The sequence below is a fragment of the Oceanospirillum sp. genome, from assembly GCF_048265165.1.
Classification (GTDB): Bacteria; Pseudomonadota; Gammaproteobacteria; order Pseudomonadales; family Halomonadaceae; genus Oceanospirillum.
In genome coordinates, this window is sequence record NZ_JBLXCD010000003.1 from 244,070 (window position 1) to 265,370 (window position 21,301).

General features: G+C 48.1%; 18 protein-coding genes. 2 read left to right on the forward strand and 16 right to left on the reverse strand.

The features are described 5' to 3' along the window. Positions 1-116 precede the first annotated feature (116 nt). The 4 genes from ACN0R8_RS08120 to ACN0R8_RS08135 form a co-directional block, all read right to left on the reverse strand. A complete protein-coding gene (locus tag ACN0R8_RS08120; protein ID WP_417596580.1) occupies positions 117-593 on the reverse strand; it encodes an FKBP-type peptidyl-prolyl cis-trans isomerase in 477 nt (158 codons plus the stop codon). A 173-nt stretch (positions 594-766) separates the two neighbouring features. Further along, positions 767-1,363: a DUF938 domain-containing protein gene (locus ACN0R8_RS08125; RefSeq protein WP_417596581.1), complete on the reverse strand. Its 597-nt coding sequence runs from the start codon at positions 1,361-1,363 to the stop codon at positions 767-769. A gap of 54 nt (positions 1,364-1,417) precedes the next feature. Continuing rightward, entirely contained in the window at positions 1,418-2,203 is a 786-nt protein-coding gene (locus ACN0R8_RS08130; protein ID WP_417596582.1) for an enoyl-CoA hydratase/isomerase family protein, read from the reverse strand. 288 nt (positions 2,204-2,491) lie between these two features. Continuing rightward, positions 2,492-4,009, reverse strand: coding sequence for a fumarate hydratase (locus ACN0R8_RS08135; RefSeq protein WP_417596583.1), 1,518 nt, complete (start codon positions 4,007-4,009; stop codon positions 2,492-2,494). 416 nt (positions 4,010-4,425) lie between these two features. Here ACN0R8_RS08135 and ACN0R8_RS08140 point away from each other — a divergent pair, with 416 nt between their 5' ends. Next, complete coding sequence (locus ACN0R8_RS08140; protein ID WP_417596584.1) at positions 4,426-5,625, forward strand: GGDEF domain-containing protein; 1,200 nt, start codon at positions 4,426-4,428, stop codon at positions 5,623-5,625. A gap of 93 nt (positions 5,626-5,718) precedes the next feature. On the opposite strand, the gene cysQ is transcribed toward ACN0R8_RS08140, so the two are convergent. The 3 genes from cysQ to yegQ form a co-directional block, all read right to left on the reverse strand. After that, the gene (cysQ, locus tag ACN0R8_RS08145) at positions 5,719-6,555 is read right to left on the reverse strand and encodes a 3'(2'),5'-bisphosphate nucleotidase CysQ (protein ID WP_417596585.1); all 837 of its coding nucleotides are present in this window, start codon (positions 6,553-6,555) and stop codon (positions 5,719-5,721) included. A 33-nt stretch (positions 6,556-6,588) separates the two neighbouring features. Then, positions 6,589-7,506: a prenyltransferase gene (locus ACN0R8_RS08150; RefSeq protein WP_417596586.1), complete on the reverse strand. Its 918-nt coding sequence runs from the start codon at positions 7,504-7,506 to the stop codon at positions 6,589-6,591. 120 nt (positions 7,507-7,626) lie between these two features. Continuing rightward, positions 7,627-9,012: a tRNA 5-hydroxyuridine modification protein YegQ gene (gene yegQ, locus ACN0R8_RS08155; protein WP_417596587.1), complete on the reverse strand. Its 1,386-nt coding sequence runs from the start codon at positions 9,010-9,012 to the stop codon at positions 7,627-7,629. A gap of 279 nt (positions 9,013-9,291) precedes the next feature. Between yegQ and ACN0R8_RS08160 the strand changes: the two genes are divergently transcribed. Next, complete coding sequence (locus ACN0R8_RS08160) at positions 9,292-9,849, forward strand: hypothetical protein (RefSeq protein WP_417596588.1); 558 nt, start codon at positions 9,292-9,294, stop codon at positions 9,847-9,849. Between the two features lie 214 nt (positions 9,850-10,063). On the opposite strand, the gene sucD is transcribed toward ACN0R8_RS08160, so the two are convergent. The 9 genes from sucD to sdhC form a co-directional block, all read right to left on the reverse strand. Next, the gene (sucD, locus tag ACN0R8_RS08165) at positions 10,064-10,939 is read right to left on the reverse strand and encodes a succinate--CoA ligase subunit alpha (protein ID WP_417596589.1); all 876 of its coding nucleotides are present in this window, start codon (positions 10,937-10,939) and stop codon (positions 10,064-10,066) included. Positions 10,940-10,943: 4 nt separating this feature from the next. Then, entirely contained in the window at positions 10,944-12,107 is a 1,164-nt protein-coding gene (sucC, locus tag ACN0R8_RS08170; RefSeq protein WP_417596590.1) for an ADP-forming succinate--CoA ligase subunit beta, read from the reverse strand. 108 nt (positions 12,108-12,215) lie between these two features. Further along, entirely contained in the window at positions 12,216-13,655 is a 1,440-nt protein-coding gene (gene lpdA, locus ACN0R8_RS08175; protein WP_417596591.1) for a dihydrolipoyl dehydrogenase, read from the reverse strand. Between the two features lie 42 nt (positions 13,656-13,697). Beyond that, positions 13,698-14,909: a 2-oxoglutarate dehydrogenase complex dihydrolipoyllysine-residue succinyltransferase gene (gene odhB / locus ACN0R8_RS08180; protein WP_417596592.1), complete on the reverse strand. Its 1,212-nt coding sequence runs from the start codon at positions 14,907-14,909 to the stop codon at positions 13,698-13,700. Positions 14,910-14,998: 89 nt separating this feature from the next. After that, positions 14,999-17,842: a 2-oxoglutarate dehydrogenase E1 component gene (locus ACN0R8_RS08185; RefSeq protein ID WP_417596593.1), complete on the reverse strand. Its 2,844-nt coding sequence runs from the start codon at positions 17,840-17,842 to the stop codon at positions 14,999-15,001. A gap of 234 nt (positions 17,843-18,076) precedes the next feature. Beyond that, the gene (locus tag ACN0R8_RS08190; RefSeq protein WP_417596594.1) at positions 18,077-18,781 is read right to left on the reverse strand and encodes a succinate dehydrogenase iron-sulfur subunit; all 705 of its coding nucleotides are present in this window, start codon (positions 18,779-18,781) and stop codon (positions 18,077-18,079) included. Positions 18,782-18,799: 18 nt separating this feature from the next. Continuing rightward, the gene (gene sdhA, locus ACN0R8_RS08195) at positions 18,800-20,575 is read right to left on the reverse strand and encodes a succinate dehydrogenase flavoprotein subunit (RefSeq protein ID WP_417596595.1); all 1,776 of its coding nucleotides are present in this window, start codon (positions 20,573-20,575) and stop codon (positions 18,800-18,802) included. A 3-nt stretch (positions 20,576-20,578) separates the two neighbouring features. Beyond that, on the reverse strand, positions 20,579-20,926 hold the full coding sequence (gene sdhD / locus ACN0R8_RS08200) for a succinate dehydrogenase, hydrophobic membrane anchor protein (protein WP_417596597.1): 348 nt from the start codon (positions 20,924-20,926) through the stop codon (positions 20,579-20,581). Next, positions 20,920-21,297 carry a succinate dehydrogenase, cytochrome b556 subunit gene (gene sdhC, locus ACN0R8_RS08205; RefSeq protein ID WP_417596598.1) on the reverse strand — a complete coding sequence of 126 codons (378 nt, stop codon included), beginning with the start codon at positions 21,295-21,297 and terminating at the stop codon, positions 20,920-20,922. The genes sdhD and sdhC overlap by 7 nt, the downstream gene beginning before the upstream one ends. Positions 21,298-21,301: the final 4 nt, after the last annotated feature.

The following is a 21,301-nucleotide window of genomic DNA, read 5'->3' on the forward strand; positions in this document are numbered from 1 at the left end:
GCTACACTTATTGCAGAACATTAGAAGCCGGAAAGCCGGAACAGTTCCTGAATATTGGGTTAACTCCAGTATTAATAATCGATCAAAAAACCCTTATTTATTATTTTCACCTAAAGCTATGGGTTTATTTCAATCAGCTCAACATCAAAAATAAGAACCGAACCTGCTGGGATACGTCCCACAGAGCGATTACCGTAAGCCAGCTGGCTTGGAATATAGAAGCGGGTCTTTTCACCTTCAACCATCAGCTGCACACCTTCAGTCCAGCCGGGAATCACCTGATTCAAGCCAAAATCAATCGGCTGACCACGATCGACAGAACTATCAAACACCGTACCATTCAGCAAAGTGCCGTGATAATGGACTTTCACACGATCCGTAGCTGCAGGATGCTGTTCACCTGCCCCCGCCTCCAGCACCTTATATTGCAGTCCGGAATCTGTTGTTACGACACCCTCTTCCTGCGCATTGCTATTCAGGAAAGCCTGCCCTTCCTGCATAGTGTCAGCCGTAGACTTGCGATCATCAGACATACGTTTAAAGATAAAAAGCCCAATGATCACAATGATCGCGATAATAATGACTCGAGTCACAGAGAGTTTCCTTGCTACTAGGGTGTGGAAAACTAAAAGCTAGGAACCTGATGGCCCTTGGTTTCATAGACCAGAGCAACAGATTGGCTAATAGTGATATGAATTAATATTTGTGCTCATGCTAGGGCAGGCTGGAAAAAAAGCAAGCAACGGCTAAAGCTAATTTCGATCATTCAGCCAGATTTGCACCATTCCAGCAAATGGTTGTTAGCGGGCATTGCATGATCTTTCTTCAACACAAAGCCCGTGGATTCGGCCAGGTTCTCTATCGCTTCAAAATCCCGGATTCCACTTAAAGGGTCTCGTTCCCGCAGGAAATGATCGAAGGCCTGATTACTCTCACTGGTATAAGCGCCCTGATAATTAAACGGGCCGTAAATACAGAGCTTACCACCCTCGGGTAACAGAGAACCAACACCGTTAAAGAAAGCTTCAACCATCGCCCAGGACATAATGTGCAGAGTATTAGCAGTAAAAATACCACCCGCTTTTACCTCTGGCCACTGGACCTGCGTCACATCAAGCTCAAGCGGCGCAAGAAGATTGTTACCTGAATATTCGTTGCACCAAAGCCTCACGCCTGGCAGGTACATCGCCTGATCAGAAGGCTGCCATTGCAGGTGAGGCAGGTGCTCCGCCATATACACCGCATGCTGACCCGTACCACTACCCACCTCCAGAACCTGCGAAACGTCACGAAAGGCATATTTTAAAACCTGAAGAATCGGAGCCTTATTATTTTCGCAGGCCTGTGAAAAGGGTTTACTCATGGCTATTCCTGTCTTAAAAAGCGGGTGAATGAGTTTGAGGGTTACAGTTCGGTATTAGCGACCTGAAAACTGCGCCGGGCGTTTGGCGATAAAGGACTGAACGCCTTCCCGCCCATCTAATGTTTTGCTTAATGCCGCAATGGACTGAGACTCCAGCTCCATTTGGCTTTCTAAAGTTGCTGTATGGGCGCTACCCACCAGCTGTTTTACTTTGGCATAAGCCAGAGTAGGCCCTGTCGCAAGCATCTTAGCCAGTTCCTGAACCGTTGCCTCCAACCTATCAGCCGGTACAACACGATTGACCAAGCCCCAATCCAGAGCGGTTGCAGCATCGAGCACACGGTTTGTCATAAAAAATTCTTTCGCGCGGCGCGGCCCTATCTGCTGAGTCAGATAATAGGATGTACTGCCATCAGGGGAGAAGCCAATTTGCGTATAAGCGCTGGTAAAACGAGCGGTATCGGCTGCAATCACTAAATCACAGCAAGCCATTAAGCCCAGACCCGCACCTGCGGTCATTCCGTTAATGGCTCCAATAACAGGCAACGGTAAACGTGAAAGCCGGGCAATAGCGCTATGGAAATACGTTGTCATATCCATAAGTAAGCGATCAACAGAATCAGGATCATCTGCAAAAGCTGCTACATCACCACCGGCAGAAAAAGCTTTATCACCACTACCGGTGATCACTACAGCCCGAAGGGATGAATCACAGGCACACTGATTCGCCAGCTCACTCAGACGCCGCATAGCATCTTCATCCATCGCATTAAAAGCGTGAGGGCGGTTCAGGGTAATCCAAGCGATATTATCGATACGTTCAAAAAGTACAGCGCTCATACAGCTCTCCAATTTTATATTTTTATTATGATGACAGTCTTTGGCCAGTCAGCTCTCTACAGCTTTACTCTTATCCCGACAGAATGGCTTCCATCGGATAGCATTCAGAAACCCCAAAGACCGGCTGAGAATTCCACAGGACTGCCAGCAAGTCAAAGCTGACTTTTTAGTCACTAAAAAACATCCATCTATGAGGCTTGTATGGCGAATAACCTCATAACATCAGATACAAAAAAACCGGCTTACGTTTCCGTAGCCGGTTCTTTTAATGACCTGAGTTAGCGTCACTTATGCATTTACGTTTTTCGCAGCGATAATTTCTTTCCACTTAGCAGGTCCTGTGGTGTGTACTGACTCACCATTAGAATCAACCGCCACCGTTACCGGCATATCTTTTACTTCAAATTCATAGATCGCTTCCATACCCATTTCCGGGAAGGCCAATACTTTAGAGTTGGTGATCGCTTTCGATACCAGGTAAGCGGCGCCACCTACAGCCATCAGATAAACGGCTTTGTTATCTTTGATCGCTTCGATCGCAACAGGGCCTCGCTCAGATTTACCGATCATGCCCAGTAGGCCGGTGCTTTCAATCACCTGACGGGTGAACTTATCCATACGGGTTGCAGTGGTCGGTCCTGCAGGGCCAACGACTTCGTCACGTACCGGATCAACCGGACCAACGTAGTAGATAAAGCGGCCTTTTAGATCAACCGGCAGCTCTTCTCCCTTATTCAGCATCTCAACCATGCGCTTGTGAGCTGCATCACGACCGGTCAGCATTTTGCCGTTCAGCAGAACGGTTTCACCCGGCTTCCAGCTTTGTACGTCTTCGGGAGTCACCTCATCCAGATTCACACGGCGGGTGCTTTCGCTGACTTCGAAAGTCACTTCCGGCCAATCATCCAGATTCGGCGGTGTTTGCAAGGCCGCACCGGAACCATCCAGCTCAAAGTGTGCATGGCGCGTGGCCGCGCAGTTTGGAATCATACATACCGGCAGAGAAGCCGCATGGGTTGGGTAATCCATGATCTTAACGTCCAACACTGTGGTCAGGCCGCCCAAACCCTGAGCGCCAATACCCAGCTCGTTAACCGCATCCATAATTTCCAAACGCAGCTCTTCGGCACGGTTTTGCGGGCCGCGCTCACGCAATTCATGGATGTCGATCGGGTCCATCAGGGATTCTTTCGCCATAACCGCAGCTTTTTCTGCGGTACCACCGATGCCCAGGCCCAGCATGCCTGGCGGACACCAGCCAGCACCCATGGTCGGTACCGTTTTCTTAACCCACTCAACGATAGAATCCGATGGGTTCAGCATCACCATCTTGGATTTGTTTTCAGAGCCACCGCCTTTTGCTGCAACCTGAACGTCAACGGTGTTGCCCGGTACGATTTCGTAGTGGATAACTGCTGGCGTGTTGTCTTTGGTGTTCTGACGCTTACCAGCAGGGTCCGCCAGAATGGATGCGCGCAGCACGTTGTCAGGATGGGTATAAGCACGACGAACACCTTCGTTGATCATGTCTTCAAGGCTCATATCGCCTTCCCACTGTACCTGCATACCTACTTTAACGAATACAGTAACGATACCGGTATCCTGACAGATAGGGCGCTTACCCTCAGCACACATGCGTGAGTTGATCAGGATTTGAGCCATTGCATCTTTAGCCGCAGGGTTTTCCTCCCTCAGGTACGCTTCGTGAACGGCCTGAATAAAGTCTACCGGGTGGTAGTAGGAAATATATTGCAGCGCGTCCGCAACACTATCGATCATATCGTCTTGACGGATTACAGTCGTCATCTTCGGAGCATCTCCTATCACGGTCTGTGCACTATTGTGCTTAGCTCCGGCAAACCGGAGTCTCGTTATTGAAGGCCTGTTACTAGGTCGTCTGCCCTAATTACAACACGCTCCGGCTGTCACAAAGAGCTAAAAATAAAAAAGTAGGGCGCAACGCTATCATCAGATCCTATTATGTCGCGGGATTATACACGATTTTCTGTGGCTAAGAGCTGTCCGCCAGCTCAACTTTAGACAAAGGCACCAAGCATTTTTTATTAACAATAAGCTACATAAAGTAACATATAGACCACAGAAGACTTCGAGTCCTTAACCCAAACTCATCAAAGATATAACTTTAACCTTTATTCAAAAAAGATCTCCCATAGAGCTTCCGGCCGAGCGCCATCTCACTATCCTTATCTGTGGCCCCATAAATGAAAACAATACAATGCCCAGCGACCAGAGAGCATCACGAGCAATATCTGCGCATGAAGCGTTTGGGTATATCCGCACTCTCTCACGGCATGCTACTTCTGATCTTAGCACTGACCCTCAGCCTGGATCTATTAACAGGTTTCAGCTGGCTAGGCTTCGTACTTTTGACATTTAGCGCTATGGTGACTCAAGGAGCTTTTTGGTTGCTGTACCATTTCCGAATCAACCTCAGGTTTAAAGACCCCTCCCTGACACTGATTCAGATGGCCATCGCTATTATATGGTTCAGTATTCTGATCAGTCAGTTACCCGAAATACGTGGTAGCCTGGTACTGCTTTACATCATGGTCATGCTATTTGGAATTTTTCAGAGCTCGATGTTTGAGTTTGCCTTTATTGGCCTACTTAGTTTGGTCTGCTTTGGTGGTGTGATCGCCTCAGATTTTCATTTCCGGCCAGATGAAATTAATCTGAAGCTCAGTCTGGTGCAGTGGCTTATATTAGCCTCAGCACAAACATGGGTCGCTCTTTTTGGCAGCTACGTTCGCCGCTTGAGTGGGCGCCTGAAGAAGCAGCGCTCTGTCCTTCGCCAGAGTAACTATAAAATGCAGCGCGCTAACGAAGAGCTTGAGCAGGCGATGGAACAGCTGGATGAAATAGCAGGAACAGATGAATTGACCGGGGTGCTCAACCGCCGTCGCTTCTTTGAAGAAAGCCGTCTCAGACTTGCAGGTACGGATGAATACCAGGCTTCTGCACTGTGTATGATAGATCTGGATCACTTCAAAAAAGTGAATGATCGCTTCGGCCACCAAGCAGGAGATCTTGTGTTAGAACGTTTCTGCCAAATAACCCGGGAATGCCTGAGGGGCAGTGACCTGTTTGGCCGGTATGGGGGTGAAGAGTTTATCCTGTTGTTGCCGCAAACAAATCAGGAAAGCGGTGTACAAATTGCTGAGCGCATTCGGCTTGCCTTCGAGCAATACCCCTTTGATAGTATCGAGCCAGGCCTTAAGCTTAGCGCTTCTATCGGTGCAACACTTCATCGCTGGGGAGAAACGCTGGAAGAAACATTAAAGCGAGCCGACAAAGCTCTCTATCAGGCAAAAAGCTCCGGCAGAAATCAAACTGTCTATATCTCAGGAGCACGAAATACCAATCAGGCTTTTGCCGGAAAAGGAAACGCTGCCAGAGAGTAGCCAGTCACCTTGAATATTTCTCGCATCAAAGAAAGGCCTGATCAACTCAGGCCTTCACTTTCTTTTTATAACTAAAACTGTCTGCAGAAAAACTTAATGTGTAGGCTTTACCAGTTCACTAAAACGGTCACTCCATAGGGAGTCCACCTTCTGACAAACCACAAACTCAGGATTCAGAAGATTTGCCTCCTGATTGTAGCGAAGTGGTTTAAGGTTGCCATCCAGGACACAACCTCCGGCCTGCTCTACTACTGCCTGAGCCGCTGCGGTATCCCATTCACTGGTTGGGCCAAAGCGAACATAGAGATCACTCTCCCCTGCGGCAACCAGACACAGCTTCAGCGAACTACCCATAGGCACATTACGATACTCCGGCAATACCTCGCAAAACGACTGCAGACGTTCTGCGCCATGGGAACGACTACCGACAATCCGCCAGCATTCCGACTGATAGTCCGAGTCCAGTGCCAACTGAACAGGTTTGTCATCACCGTATTGAGCATAAGCTCCGATGCCTTCAGCACCGGTATACATCCAATCTTTGACCGGCGCATAAACCACACCGAGTACCGGCTTACCCTTTTCGATTAAGGCGATATTAACGGTAAATTCACCATTACGTTTAACAAACTCTTTGGTACCGTCCAGCGGATCCACCAGCCAGTAGCACTGCCAGTTTTTGCGTTCAACCCAGGGGACTTCACCACTCTCTTCAGACAACACAGGAATATCTGGTGTCAGGTGATTGAGCCCTTGCTCAATACAGTGGTGAGCAGCCAGGTCAGCACGGGTCAGCGGGCTGTTGTCTGCTTTGTATTCCACCCCAGGATCCTCCTCCTGGTAAACCTTCATAATGGCTTCACCTGCAATACGGGATAAGGTTTCTATCTCAGGTATAAGCTGTTTCAGTTCGGCTGGAGATATAGTCATTGTCTGTCCTTAACCGCGGCAGTATTGAAGATGTCAGAAAAGATAGCTAAGCAGTAGTAGCGTACCAAAAACTGCGTGGAAACGTCCGGTGAGAGGAGTAATCATTAAACGATCCTGGGCAGAGGCCTTCAATAGCTTCCAGGGCGCTCTCAGCACCAGAACACTAACCAGAACCAGTCCAGTGAAAGGCATAACTTCGAGTAGCCATAAGGCTATCGCAGAAAGATAAGCCAACCCAACCATCATACGGTACAAGCATACGGCAGGCTTGTAACCAATACGAACAGTAAGGGTGTTCTGACCAACAGCTTTATCACTTTCGTAATCTCTCAGCTCGTTACTCAGCAACAATAGAGAGGTAAGAATACTCAGAGGAATCGCCTGAACCAGATAAGTCAGCTGAAGCTGCCCTCCCATTACAAAAGCAGATCCGGCAATCATCAGAATACCCATCATAAAAAAGACGACAGGGACACCCAGTCCACGGTTCTTATAGTTGACAGGTTCCTGAGTATAGAAGTAAGCCCCTGCTAACCCGATAAAGCAGATCCAAAAAAGATCCAGCCCTCGCAAACTGATTAAGAATAAACCGATCAGAATTGCTGCCAAGAAGCAGAAAAGGCCCAGCCGGAAATTCCGGGTAATCGACCAAGCAATCTGCTGCTTTTCATCCTCTGTGGCATCAGGAAAACGCTGATCCAACTCACCAATATCGGAATGATCGTTAATCAGGTTCACGGCGAATTGAAGAAAAATTCCGCCAGCCAGAATCAGAGCCGCATATAGAAAAGGATCATTGCTATCCTGCCAGCCAAGGACAATACCCTGCAGGCAGGACAGTACAGCAACCACCAGGGAAAAAGGGCGGGCAGCCTTCAGCAACTGATATTTATCCGGGTTGCTATGTCTACTACCCAGTGCGTGCCTGTTGCCAAGCGTTTGCGCAGTCATGCTTTTTCCTTAAATCCTGCTACTTATAAACGTCATCAAAACCTATATCAGGCAAATTTTACCGATAAAAGTAGCAGAGATCGGTTGTTTTTTGTTGCTTATTCAAGGGGTTAACAGTGACTATTTTAGATCACGCATCAAAAGAGCGTATTCAAGATCCGCCTCGTTAAGTCCTGTTCCGTCCAACTCGAATCTGACAATATGCCCATTACCAGGGGCAATCTGCATATCCTGACCTTTGCGGTTTTCCATCTGTTGTAACTGGAAGCGACGATTACCACTTGGCAACATAAGCTCCAGCGTATCACCGGTTTCAAAGCGGTTTTTTACATCGATCTCCAGCACATTACGCTGACTATCAAAGTTCATGACCTCACCAACAAACTGCTGATTCACTCCAATAGAGTTACCGGTTTCGTAGTTTTGATACTCATCATGCACATGACGACGGTAAAAGCCTTCGGTGTAACCCCGGTGCGCCATATTCTCCAGGGTATCCATCAGGCTCATATCGAACGGACGACCGGCAACCGCGTCATCAATCGCTTTACGGTATACTTGGGCAGTACGTGCAACGTAATAATGAGACTTGGTACGGCCTTCGATCTTCAGTGAATGAATGCCCATTTTAGTCAGCCGTTCAACATGCTGTACCGCACGCAGGTCTTTGGAGTTCATGATGTAGGTGCCATGCTCATCTTCAAACACCGGCATCATCTCTCCCGGACGGGATGCTTCTTCAATCAGCGCTGACAGTCCCTGACTATTTTCATCATGGTGCATAGCGCCCGGTGACGGCATCGAACCAGAATCCATGGATGGATCCCAAACGCCCGCAGATTGCTCCACCTGAGAAACAGGGATCAGGTCACCTGTTGCATCCGTTTGTGTCTGAACCGTATTGTAGTTCCAGCGGCAAGCATTGGTGCAGGTTCCCTGATTGGGATCACGATGATTGAAGTAACCGGATAGCAGACAACGGCCAGAATAGGCGATACAAAGCGCGCCGTGAACGAAAGTTTCTAACTCCAGCTCAGGGCATTCATTACGGATCTCTTCGATCTCTTCCAACGAAAGCTCGCGAGATAAAATAATGCGCTCGACTCCTTGCTTATGCCAGAACTTAGCCGCCGCAAAATTCACCACATTAGCCTGAACTGACAAATGAATAACTTGATCAGGCCAGCGCTCACGCACCATCATTATTAAGCCCGGATCCGACATAATTAACGCATCCGGCTTCATCTCAATGATAGGCGCCATATCGTTCAGGTAGGTCCGCACTTTGGTATTATGCGGAGCAATATTACTCGCCACATAAAACTGTTTACCCCGATCATGAGCGTACTGAATACCTTTCTCCAGATTATCCAGTTTAAAATCGTTATTTCGGACACGAAGACTGTAACGGGGCTGCCCTGCATAGACCGCATCTGCACCGTAGGCAAAAGCGTAACGCATATTTTTAAAGGTACCCGCCGGGGAAAGAAGCTCAGGCTTAAACATATCAACCTCTTCGGTGTCTGGTTGCAGGCCAGATCCACCCTTTGAGAAAACGCGCACTGCAAGCGTAAATCGAAAGCTGGCGATTCTACCACAGGCACTACCAGACAACAGTCTAAACCCATAGCTTTAGTAGTGGTTAATCAGATTAAAACCAGGATTTTGTCTATAGCTGTCATATCTTGGCAACAAAATAGTAATCTTATCGAAATACTCCTTTTATAGGCTGTTAGTCAATTCAGATTCAATATACCTACTTGCCTGATATAAAAGGAAATCGATATGAAAATCAAAGCATTAGCTAAAGCTCTTCTGATTACTGGTGCAATTGCAGGTGTGTCTGCTTGTGCCCAAATGGATACGGCACATAACAGTGCACAGGAACAGATGCAGCAGGCTAACGCCTTGTATGAAGTACATCATGATGATGGACGTATCTATTTTTTCTATGACAAGCCCACCTATGCTCATTTTCTGAAGCACGGTGAAACGCCCTACGCCTTTAAACGTATCGCATCCGGCCCTAATGGTGAAACTCTGGTCTTTGGACTTAATGGGAAAGACAAAAAGAAACGTTCCGGTGTAGCAAGCGTTGATATGTATGACGGTAAGCTGACCCCAGATACCTTCTACGGTGAGATGCGTGCTGAGGGCCGTATCTATGTATTCTCAACTCTGGAAGATATGCAGAATGTGCGTGCTACCGGAGAAGCTCCTTATCGCTTCACCCAAATTGGTGATGGCCCGAATGGCGAAACAGTTGTTTACGTACTGAATAACAGTAACAAGAAAAAGCGCCCTGATGCACTGATCGCTCAGTTCAAAGCACAATACCAGTAAGCAATTACCCTCTTAAAGAGGGAAAAGACTTGCGCTTGAAACCAGCTTCGGCTGGTTTTTTTGAGCCCAAAATTCGCTATCAGAGATCAGAAGCTAATACTGGCTGAGTACAAAACAGACAATAAAAAAGGCGACCCTAGGATCGCCTTTTGGTGTGCTTACGCACAGTAATTATCAGTCTTAGCCTAATAATTACCACTTACTCAAAGTAAGCTTATTTCCAGCCAGTAACTTCGCGCAGGCCGTCTGCGATACCTGCCAGAGAACGTACAGTCTTAACACCAGCATCTTCCAGGGCTGCAAACTTGTCATCTGCAGTACCTTTACCACCGGAGATGATCGCACCAGCATGACCCATACGCTTGCCTTTAGGTGCAGTAACACCCGCAATGTAGGATACAACAGGCTTGGTTACGTTCGCTTTGATGTAAGCAGCCGCTTCTTCTTCAGCAGTACCGCCGATCTCACCGATCATAACGATCGCTTCAGTCTGCGGATCATTCTCGAATTTTTCCAGAATGTCGATGAAGTTAGAACCAGGAATCGGGTCACCACCGATACCGACACAAGTGGACTGACCAAAACCTGCATCAGTTGTTTGCTTAACGGCTTCATAAGTTAGAGTACCTGAACGCGATACAATACCTACTTTACCTGGCAGGTGAATGTGGCCTGGCATAATACCAATCTTACATTCGCCCGGAGTGATAACACCAGGGCAGTTAGGGCCAACCAGCTGAACACCCAGCTCGTCGCACTTAACTTTACAGTCCAGCATATCCAGAACAGGGATGTGCTCAGTAATACAAACGATCAGCTTGATACCTGCGTTTGCCGCTTCCAGGATAGAATCCTTACAGAAAGGGGCAGGAACGTAGATAACAGAAGCGTCAGCACCAGTAGTTTCAACAGCTTCAGCAACTGTGTTGAATACTGGCAGACCCAGGTGAGTCGTACCACCTTTACCAGGAGTTACACCACCAACCATCTGAGTGCCATATTCAATAGCTTGCTCAGAATGGAAAGTACCCTGACCACCAGTGAAACCCTGGCAGATTACTTTAGTGTCTTTGTTGATTAAGATAGACATTCGATTAGTTCCCCGCCGCTTTTACCGCTTGTTGAGCAGCGTCAGTTAAGCTTTCAGCTGCGATGATATCCAGGCCAGATTCAGACAGAACCTTTTTACCCAGGTCGGCATTGGTACCCTCAAGACGAACAACAACAGGTACGTTAACACCTACTTCTTTCACCGCGCCGATGATACCTTCAGCAATCATATCGCAACGCACGATACCACCAAAAATATTCACCAGAACTGCTTTAACTTTACTGTCGGACAGAATCAGTTTGAACGCATGAGCAACGCGCTCTTTAGTCGCACCGCCACCAACGTCCAGGAAGTTCGCAGGGAAGCCACCATGCAGAGCAACAATATCCATCGTGCCCATCGCCAGACCCGCACCGTTAACCATGCAGCCGATGTTGCCATCCAGTGCTACGTAGTTCAGATCCCATTCAGCAGCTTCAGCTTCACGAGCATCTTCCTGAGAAGGGTCGTTCATCTCCTGCAGATCTTTGTGACGGTATACAGAGTTACCATCAACACCCAGCTTGGCGTCCAGACAGTGCAGATCACCATCTTCTTTAACAACCAGAGGGTTAATTTCGATCAGCGCCAGGTCTTTTTCCTGGAACAGTTTTGCCAGACCCATAAAGATCTTAGTAAACTGACCAACCTGTGCTTTGTTCAGGCCCAGTTTAAAGCCCAGCTCACGGCCTTGGTATGGCTGTGCGCCAACCAGAGGATCGATAACAGCTTTCAGAATCTTTTCTGGAGTTTCTTCAGCTACTTTCTCGATCTCAACACCACCTTCAGTGGATGCCATGAAAACGATACGACGGGTAGCACGGTCAACAACCGCACCCAGGTAAAGTTCGTCAGCGATGTCAGTGCAGGTTTCTACTAAAATTTTAGAAACAGGTTGACCATTTTCATCAGTCTGGTAAGTCACCAGATTTTTACCCAGCCAGTTCTGAGCGAACTCTGCAGCCTGAGCCGGAGTTTCGATCAGTTTCACGCCACCGGCCTTACCACGGCCACCTGCGTGAACCTGTGCTTTAACTACCCACTTGTCACCACCGATTTTTTCACACGCTTGCGCGGCTTCTTCCGGGGTATCTACAGCAAAACCCTTGGAGACAGGCAGTCCGTATGCGGCAAAAAGCTGTTTGCCCTGATATTCATGAAGATTCATACTGCTAAGCCATTTTTTTTGTGCACTAACACTATTGGCGACACCTTGGGGTATGGTGCCGCCCCCTGCTACGGTTACCCGTAATTTTTTATTTCTTAAACGTCAATATTACTTGCGTTTCTTACGGTTCGGCATATGAATTGCGTGCCCGTCAACCGCCAAAGCCGCTTCGTGAACAGCTTCAGACAACGTCGGGTGCGCAAAGCACATCAGTGCCAGATCTTCTGCACTGGAACCAAATTCCATCGCGATCACACCCTGATGAATCATCTCACCAGCATTCTGACCGATAATGTGCATACCCAGGATACGATCAGTATCCTTCTGAGTAATAATTTTCACCATACCGTCAGTGCAACCATTGGTCATTGCACGACCAATAGCAGTGAACGGGAAGACACCTGTTTCGTACTCAGTACCTTCTGCTTTCACATCTTCTTCAGTCTTACCAACAGAAGCGATTTCAGGGAAGGTATAGATAACACCAGGGATAGCATCGTAGTTAACCTGAGCTTTGTGCCCTGCTACGATATCAGCAACCATAATGCCTTCTTCAGATGCTTTGTGAGCCAGCATAGGCCCACGTACCACATCGCCAATCGCGAAAACGCCTGGTACAGAAGTACGGCACTGATCATCAACATAGATAAAGCCACGCTCATCCAGAGAAACACCGGAGTCGTTGGACAGCAGCGCTTCAGTGTACGGACGTCGTCCCACACAAACGATCAGTTTGTCAAAGGTTTGAGTCTGCTCACCTTTAGCATCAGCATAGGTCACAACAACTTCGTTGCCGTTAATTTCAGAACCGGTGACACGAGCACCAATTTTGATATCCATACCTTGCTTGGACAGAATTTTCTTAGCTTCTTTAGCAATCTGCTGGTCAGTAGATGCCAGGAAAGCATCCTGAGCTTCCAGCACGGAAACCTCAGAACCCAAGCGCTGCCATACAGAACCCAACTCAAGACCGATAACACCGCCACCGATAACACCCAAACGACCAGGAACTTCTTCAAAGTCCAGTGCGCCGGTAGAGTCAACGATCAGCCCTTCAGTCAGGGGCGTTGGTGGAATTTCAACAGGCACCGAACCGGAAGCAATAATAATGCTGTCCGCTTCAACAATCTGCACAGAACCATCATGGGCAGTCACTTCTACTTTCTTGCCGCTCAGCACTTTACCTGTGCCATGCAAACCAGTAACGCCATTCGCCTTGAACAGACCAGCAATACCCTGTGTCAGGTTGCCAACGATCTTGTTCTTACGGGCGATCATTTTCTTAACGTCCATTTTGACGTCAGAAACTTCAATCCCCATATCCGCAAAATCATGCTGTGTTTCAGCATATTTGTGGGAGGCTTCCAATAGCGCCTTTGATGGGATACAGCCCACATTTAGGCAGGTACCACCATATACAGGTTTGCTTTCTTTATTCAGCCATTTTTCAACGCAAGCTGTTTTCAGGCCAAGTTGTGCTGCACGGATCGCTGCAACATAACCGCCAGGACCTGCACCGATGACAACTACATCAAATTTATCAGACATTACTTTTTCCTGTCTTTCGTGTCATGAGTGATCAAACTGTACTTAAACTTCCAGCAGGATACGAGCTGGATCTTCAAGAAGTTCCTTGATGGTAACAAGGAACTGTACAGCATCTTTACCATCGATCATACGGTGGTCATAAGACAGCGCAAGATACATCATAGGACGAATCTCAACTTGTCCATTAACTGCCATAGGTCGTTCCTGAATCTTATGCATACCCAGAATAGCAGTCTGAGGAGCATTCAGGATTGGAGTAGACATCAGAGAACCGAATACACCGCCGTTAGTAATAGTAAAAGTACCACCTGTCATATCAGCGATACCCAGCTTGCCTTCACGGCCGCGCTTAGCATATTCACCAATAGTAGACTCTACATCGGCCAGGCTCATGGTATCCGTGTCACGCAGAATTGGCACAACCAAGCCACGCTCGGTAGATACCGCAACACCGATATCGTAGTAACCGTGATACACAATATCACCACCATCGATAGAAGCATTTACATCCGGGAAGCGTTTCAGAGCTTCAGCCGCAGCTTTTACGAAGAAAGACATAAAACCAAGACGCGTTCCATTGTGCTTTTTCTCGAACATGTCTTTATATTTCTTGCGTAGCTCCATGACCGGCTTCATATCCACTTCATTATAAGTGGTCAGCATAGCAGCGGTTTGCTGAGCTTCAACCAGACGCTTAGCAATCGTCTGACGCATACGGCTCATCGGTACACGCTTCTCAACGCGTTCACCGGCAGCAACGTTAATCTCAACTGCTGGAGCAGCGGCAGGCGTCGCTTTAGCGGCACCAGACTGTACAGCTTTCTGCACGTCTTCTTTAGTGACACGTCCGCCTTTACCAGTACCAGTTAGCTTGGCAACGTCCAGACCATTCTCATCAGCCATTTTGCGGGCCGCTGGACTCAGAATCTTGTCACCTACCTGAACGGTTTCTTCTTCAGAGGAAGACGCAGCAGCCGAAGTTTCTTCAGATGCAGGTGCAGCTGTAGTACCCGTAGCACCTTCTTCAAAAATTGCGATAACCTCATCGCTTAATACTGTAGCGTCAAGATCCTTTCTGATCTCCTTGATAACGCCGTCAGCAGGAGCAACAACTTCCAGAACAACTTTATCAGTTTCGATTTCAACCAGCAGCTCGTCACGTGAAACAGCTTCGCCAGGTTGTTTTGCCCAGTTTACGATAGTTCCGTCTGCAACAGATTCAGGGAAGACGGGAGCTTTAATTTCAGTAGCCATGTTCGGTCCTTTCTGGATTGTTCTTTGTTTGCACAAACAAAAAATCTGAGGTGCCCTGCCAGTTAGTAACAGGGCACGTAATTGATCAATTAAGCATTAAAAGCATCGGATACCAGTTGCGTTTGCTGTTCAGCATGCACAGAGGTATAACCACAAGCCGGAGCAGCAGATGCAGCACGACCCGCAAACTTCAGTTCATAACCGAAGCCTTTACGGTAATCATTCAGTACACCACGCATGTGGTGCTGACTGCTGTACCATGCGCCCTGATTCATCGGCTCATCCTGACACCAGACAACATCTTCCAAAGCAGGGTATTCAGCGACGATCTCTGCCAACTTCTCGGTCGGGAACGGATACAGCTGTTCAATACGGATAATAGCCGTATCTTCACGCTCATTCTCACGACGGTAGTTAGCCAAATCGTAGTAAACCTTACCTGTCGTCAGAACCAGGCGTTTTACCTTGCTTTTATCAATGGTGGTATTCACTTCATTGATGATGGTTTGGAAGCTGCCGTTAGCCAGCTCTTCAAGAGTAGACGTTGCATCTTTATGGCGCAGCAAACTCTTAGGTGACATAACAATCAGCGGCTTACGCAGCGGACGAATCACCTGACGACGCAGCATGTGGAAAACCTGAGCTGGCGTAGTCGGAACAACAACCTGAATGTTCTGCTCCGCGCAAGACTGCAGGTAACGCTCTAAACGTGCAGACGAGTGCTCAGGGCCCTGACCTTCATAACCATGCGGCAATAGCATAGTCAGGCCGCACAAGCGCCCCCATTTGTGTTCACCACTGGTGATGAACTGATCAATTACAACCTGAGCTCCGTTGGCAAAGTCACCGAACTGAGCTTCCCAGATGACAAGGGCATCAGGCTTTGTTGTTGCGTATCCATATTCAAAAGCCAGAACCGCTTCTTCAGACAGATAAGAGTCATGAATAGTCATAGCAGGCTGTGACTCAGACAGGTTCTGCAAAGGAACATAAACCTCTCCATCGGCCTGACTGTGAATCACAGCATGACGGTGCGAGAAGGTGCCGCGACCAACATCCTGACCGGTAATACGAACCGGATGATTCTGATCCAAAATAGTGGCATAGGCCAGCACTTCGGCAAAACCCCAGTTTACAGGCATAGCACCTGCAGCCATCTTACGACGGTCTTCATAAATTTTATTGACCTGACGCTGAATCTTAACGCCATCAGGGATCTCACCTAGCTTATTCGCCAAAGCCTGCAGATGAGTCAACTCAACAGAAGTATCTGCCTGAGAGGTCCACGCATGACCAAGATAAGGTGTCCAATCAACAAACAGCTCTTTATTTGGCTCTTTAACCAGGCTATTTGCTACATGACGACCATCAACCAGAGCAGAGCGATAGTCTTCCATCCGGTCTTTGTCTTCAGCTTCACTTAATACACCTTCCTCAATCAGCTTCTTAGCATAAAGAGTACGTGTGCTCGGCTGCTTGGCAATTTTCTGATACATCATAGGCTGTGTACCAGAAGGCTCATCTGCTTCGTTATGACCACGACGACGATAACAAACCAGATCAATCACAACGTCACGTTTGAACTGCTGACGATAGTCTGAAGCAACCTGAGCGGCATGAATCACAGCCTCAGGGTCATCGCCATTAACATGAATGATCGGGGCCTGAACCATCTTCGCAATATCGGTGCAGTATTCCGTAGAGCGGGTGTCTTCTGGTTTGCTGGTGGTGAAACCAACCTGGTTATTGATGACAAGATGAATCGTACCACCTGTCTTATAGGCACGGGTCTGAGACATCTGGAACGTCTCCATCACCACACCTTGACCAGCAAAGGCTGAATCACCATGAACAACAATCGGCATTACCGCATCACCAGACTGGTCTTTACGACGATCCTGGCGAGCGCGAACAGAACCTTCAACAACCGGAGAGACGATCTCAAGATGGGATGGGTTGAATGCAAGGGCAAGGTGCACTTCACCGCCGGACGTCATAACATTGGATGAAAACCCTTGGTGATATTTCACATCACCGGAACCATCATGATTGAGTTTTTTACCTTCAAACTCTTCAAATAGTTCAGCAGGGTTTTTACCCAAAATGTTAACCAGAAGGTTCAGACGCCCACGGTGAGCCATGCCGATAACAATTTCTTTTACACCAAATGAGCCAGAGCGCTGAATCAGCTCGTCAACCATAGGAATAAAAGATTCACCACCTTCCAGACCAAAACGCTTAGTACCTGGATAGCGGGATGCAAGATAATTTTCCATACCCTCAGCAGCAGTTAAACGCTCAAGGATATGCTTTTTCGCCTCAACTCCGAATGCAGGAGCTGAACGCACGCTTTCAAAACGCTGTTGTAGCCAGCGCTTTTCTTCAGTGTTCACAATATGCATGAACTCTGCGCCGGTGGTGGAGCAGTAGGTCTTCTCCAGCGCTTCGATAATATCACGCAATGGGGCTTCATCTTTACCGATAAACAGTGAGCCCGTTTGAAAAACGGTATCAAGATCAGCGGATGATAGTTGATGATAAGCCAGATCCAGATCAGCTACCGGCTCATGCTCAAGAAGATTCAAAGGATCAATATTCGCTTTCTGGTGGCCACGGAAGCGGTAAGCATTGATCAGCTGAAGGACACGAACCTGTTTCTTCTCATGCTCAGTACTCACTGAGCCTGCACTGGCGGGAGCAGCTTTGTGCTTGTTTTTAGCAAGCAGATCGAAGTGTTCACGGATGGGGGTAAGGGGGATATCACGGGAACCGGCGCCTTCGGTTCGTGGGAGCTTGTCGAAGTAGTTCCTCCACTCTTCAGGAATTGCATTCGGATCAAGCAAATATTGCTCATAAAGCCCTTCAACGTAGGACACATTGCCTCCGTAGACGTGGGAAGAGCTCCACATCAACTCCATTATGCCTTCTTGCATTCTTAGTCACCCTGCACGAGGAACTTGAAATCCACAATGACCCCTGAGTCTTTTTCAGGTCAAAAAAAAGGTAGCGTGCCTTACCTTCTGCAGATTAGGGTCAAGCCCTGTTCCCCAAGTCGTTTTACATTTGCTAAAGCCGGTACCTTTTGAGCACCGGCTTTAGCGACCACAGGTGTCAGCCTTTTGGCTGACACAATAGCTTTATTATTGTATTGATGAGCTGCGGTATGACTAGGTTGCGTCACGCAACAACATGTCACGGATGTGGCCAATGGCTTTTGTTGGATTCAAGCCTTTTGGACACACACTTACACAGTTCATAATACCGCGACAACGGAATACACTGAACGGATCGTCCAGTTCACTCAGTCGTTCACGAGTCTGAGTATCACGGCTGTCGATCAGGAAGCGGTATGCCTGCAGCAGACCGGATGGGCCTACAAATTTATCAGGATTCCACCAGAACGACGGACAAGCCGTTGAACAACATGCACAGAGAATACACTCGTACAATCCATCAAGTTTATCACGATCTTCAGGTGCTTGCAGACGCTCAATAGCCGGAGCCGGAGTATCATTCAGCAGATAAGGCTTGATGCGCTCATATTGCTTGTAGAACAGAGACATATCAACCACCATGTCCCGAATAACCGGAAGACCTGGCAGAGGACGAATGACCAGTTTATCCGCAGTCACAACCTCAGAAAGAGGTGTGATACAGGCAAGGCCATTCTTACCATTCATATTCATACCATCGGAACCGCAAACACCTTCACGGCAAGAACGACGGTAAGCAAACGTATTATCCTGCTCTTTAATCATGCTAAGAACATCCAACACCATGACGTCAGCGCCTTTAGTGTCGATATTGAACTCCTGCATGTACGGAGCAGAATCTTTTTCCGGATTATAGCGGTATACACTAACAACCAGCATTAGGCTAACTCCCGTAAATTAGTAAGTACGTACTTTCGGTTCAAACGTCGGTACAGTTTTCGGCGAGAAATTAACATCACGCTTACCAACACGCTTATCAGCCGGGAAGTACATTGAGTGCTTCAGCCAGTTCTCATCATCACGATCACGATAATCATCACGTGCGTGAGCACCGCGGCTCTCTTTACGGTATTCAGCTGTAATAGCCGTTGCTTCCGCAACTTCAAGCAAGTTATCCAGTTCAAGAGCTTCAATACGCGCGGTGTTAAACGCCTGAGACTTATCGTCCAGCTTCGCATTAGCTATACGCTCGCGAAGGGAAGCCAGTTCTTGAATACCTTTCTGCATGTACTCTTCTGTACGGAATACACCGAAGTAGTTCTGCATGGTTTGCTGCAGCTCAGCACGCAGAGCCGCTACGCTTTCGCCATCATTCGACTCATTCCAGCGATTCATCCGTGCCATAGCCCGTTCGATATCAGCTTCGTTAACATCAGCGTCAGTCAGACCTTCGCTCAAAGCTTTCTCGATATGGATACCCGCAGCACGACCAAATACAACCAGATCAAGCAAAGAGTTACCACCCAGACGGTTCGCACCGTGCACGGAAACACATGCAACTTCACCTACAGCGTACAGACCATTAATGATGTGATCGTTACCGTCTTTGTCCTGGGTCAGCGCCTGACCATGAACATTAGTCGGTACACCGCCCATCATGTAGTGACAGGTAGGAACAACCGGTACAGGTTCTTTAGTCGGATCCGCATGGGCAAATGTTTTAGACAGCTCACAGATACCTGGCAGGCGCTTATTCAGAACCTCTTCACCCAGGTGATCCAGTTTCAGGAATACATGGTCACCATTCTCACCGCAACCACGACCTTCCAGAATCTCCATAACCATGGAGCGGGCCACAACATCACGACCGGCAAGGTCCTTCGCGTTAGGCGCATAACGCTCCATGAAGCGCTCACCATCTTTGTTTACAAGATAGCCACCTTCACCACGACAACCTTCAGTAACCAGTACACCCGCACCAGCAATACCTGTCGGGTGGAACTGCCACATTTCAATATCCTGAACCGGAATACCGGCACGCAGAGCCATGCCTACACCGTCACCAGTATTGATCAACGCATTAGTAGTAGACGCGTAAATACGGCCTGCACCACCGGTTGCCAGCACAGTCGCCGCTGCTTTAACAAATACAGTTTCGCCAGTTTCGATACACAGTGCGATCACACCACAGATGTCACCGGACTCATTTCGAACCAAGTCCACGGCATACCATTCATTCAGGAATACCGTGTTATTTTTCAGGTTAGCCTGATACAGAGTGTGCAGCAGAGCATGACCAGTACGGTCTGCAGCAGCACAGGTACGCGCAGCCTGACCACCTTCACCGAAGTTCTTAGACTGACCACCGAAAGGACGCTGATAGATACGGCCATTATCGAAACGGGAGAAAGGCAGCCCCATATGCTCCAGTTCAAAAACCGCTTTTGGTCCTTCAGAACACATGTACTCAATTGCATCCTGGTCGCCAATATAGTCCGACCCTTTTACAGTGTCGTACATGTGCCATCGCCAATCATCGTTCGGATCTGCACTTGCGATTGCACAAGTGATACCACCCTGAGCCGATACGGTATGGGACCGGGTTGGAAACACTTTTGTAATCAGGGCAGTTTTCTTGCCCGACTGCGAAAGCTGCAGAGCAGCACGCATGCCGGAACCACCACCACCAACGATAATGGCATCAAAATTCAGTGTACGTAGATTTGCAGTCATTCCTTACGCTCCCCAAAGAACTTGAACACCCCATACCACATAGGTAAAGAGGGCTAGGTTACATACTGCCTGGAAGACAAAACGGATCCCCGCTGCCTTTAGATAGTCAGTGGAAATAGTCCACAAACCAATCCAGGCGTGGGCAGCAATAGACAGGATAGCCAGGAACGTAAAAATGCGAACCCAGGTTTGCTGGAAAAACGCAGACCACTGGGCATAGTCCAGATCAGAAGTCGTCAGAAAATAACCAACGATAAAAACACTGTACAGAGCAAGAACAACCGCACTGAAACGCTGTAACAACCAATCCGACACGCCGCTACGACCGAAATTCGTTACGTTGGTTACCATACCCACACTCCTGCCAGTACAATCAGAATTACAGAAATCACCAGCGTCAGCTTGGCACCCAGCTGACCCCCTTCCAGTGTTTCACCGATACCTACATCCATAAATAGATGTTTGATACCTGCTACCACATGGTAGGCCAGTGCGGAAAGAAGTCCCCAGAGTACAAACTTGGCGAATGCACCCTCCTGCAGAGTTTCTTTAACTGCATTGAAGCTTTGCTCTGATTCCAGAGAAGCATCAAAAGCCCAGAACATGAACGCCAGTCCGACAAACAGAATGACACCCGTGATACGGTGCAGAATCGAAGTATATGCAGGGAGAGGGAGCTTAATAGTTGCTAGATCTAAGTTTACAGGTCTTTTGCTATTCACGGCT

Bases quoted from the DNA above. Each gene is read 5' to 3' on its own strand.
- sdhA (WP_417596595.1), bottom strand. From the start codon at position 20,575: ATGACTGCAAATCTACGTACACTGAATTTTGATGCCATTATCGTTGGT.
- ACN0R8_RS08130 (WP_417596582.1), bottom strand. From the start codon at position 2,203: ATGAGCGCTGTACTTTTTGAACGTATCGATAATATCGCTTGGATTACC.
- ACN0R8_RS08160 (WP_417596588.1), top strand. From the start codon at position 9,292: ATGAAAATCAAAGCATTAGCTAAAGCTCTTCTGATTACTGGTGCAATT.
- ACN0R8_RS08185 (WP_417596593.1), bottom strand. From the start codon at position 17,842: ATGCAAGAAGGCATAATGGAGTTGATGTGGAGCTCTTCCCACGTCTAC.
- lpdA (WP_417596591.1), bottom strand. From the start codon at position 13,655: ATGTCTGATAAATTTGATGTAGTTGTCATCGGTGCAGGTCCTGGCGGT.
- ACN0R8_RS08190 (WP_417596594.1), bottom strand. From the start codon at position 18,781: ATGCTGGTTGTTAGTGTATACCGCTATAATCCGGAAAAAGATTCTGCT.
- ACN0R8_RS08150 (WP_417596586.1), bottom strand. From the start codon at position 7,506: ATGACTGCGCAAACGCTTGGCAACAGGCACGCACTGGGTAGTAGACAT.
- odhB (WP_417596592.1), bottom strand. From the start codon at position 14,909: ATGGCTACTGAAATTAAAGCTCCCGTCTTCCCTGAATCTGTTGCAGAC.
- cysQ (WP_417596585.1), bottom strand. From the start codon at position 6,555: ATGACTATATCTCCAGCCGAACTGAAACAGCTTATACCTGAGATAGAA.
- ACN0R8_RS08140 (WP_417596584.1), top strand. From the start codon at position 4,426: ATGAAAACAATACAATGCCCAGCGACCAGAGAGCATCACGAGCAATAT.
- ACN0R8_RS08135 (WP_417596583.1), bottom strand. From the start codon at position 4,009: ATGACGACTGTAATCCGTCAAGACGATATGATCGATAGTGTTGCGGAC.
- sucD (WP_417596589.1), bottom strand. From the start codon at position 10,939: ATGTCTATCTTAATCAACAAAGACACTAAAGTAATCTGCCAGGGTTTC.
- ACN0R8_RS08125 (WP_417596581.1), bottom strand. From the start codon at position 1,363: ATGAGTAAACCCTTTTCACAGGCCTGCGAAAATAATAAGGCTCCGATT.
- sucC (WP_417596590.1), bottom strand. From the start codon at position 12,107: ATGAATCTTCATGAATATCAGGGCAAACAGCTTTTTGCCGCATACGGA.
- sdhD (WP_417596597.1), bottom strand. From the start codon at position 20,926: ATGGTAACCAACGTAACGAATTTCGGTCGTAGCGGCGTGTCGGATTGG.
- yegQ (WP_417596587.1), bottom strand. From the start codon at position 9,012: ATGTTTAAGCCTGAGCTTCTTTCCCCGGCGGGTACCTTTAAAAATATG.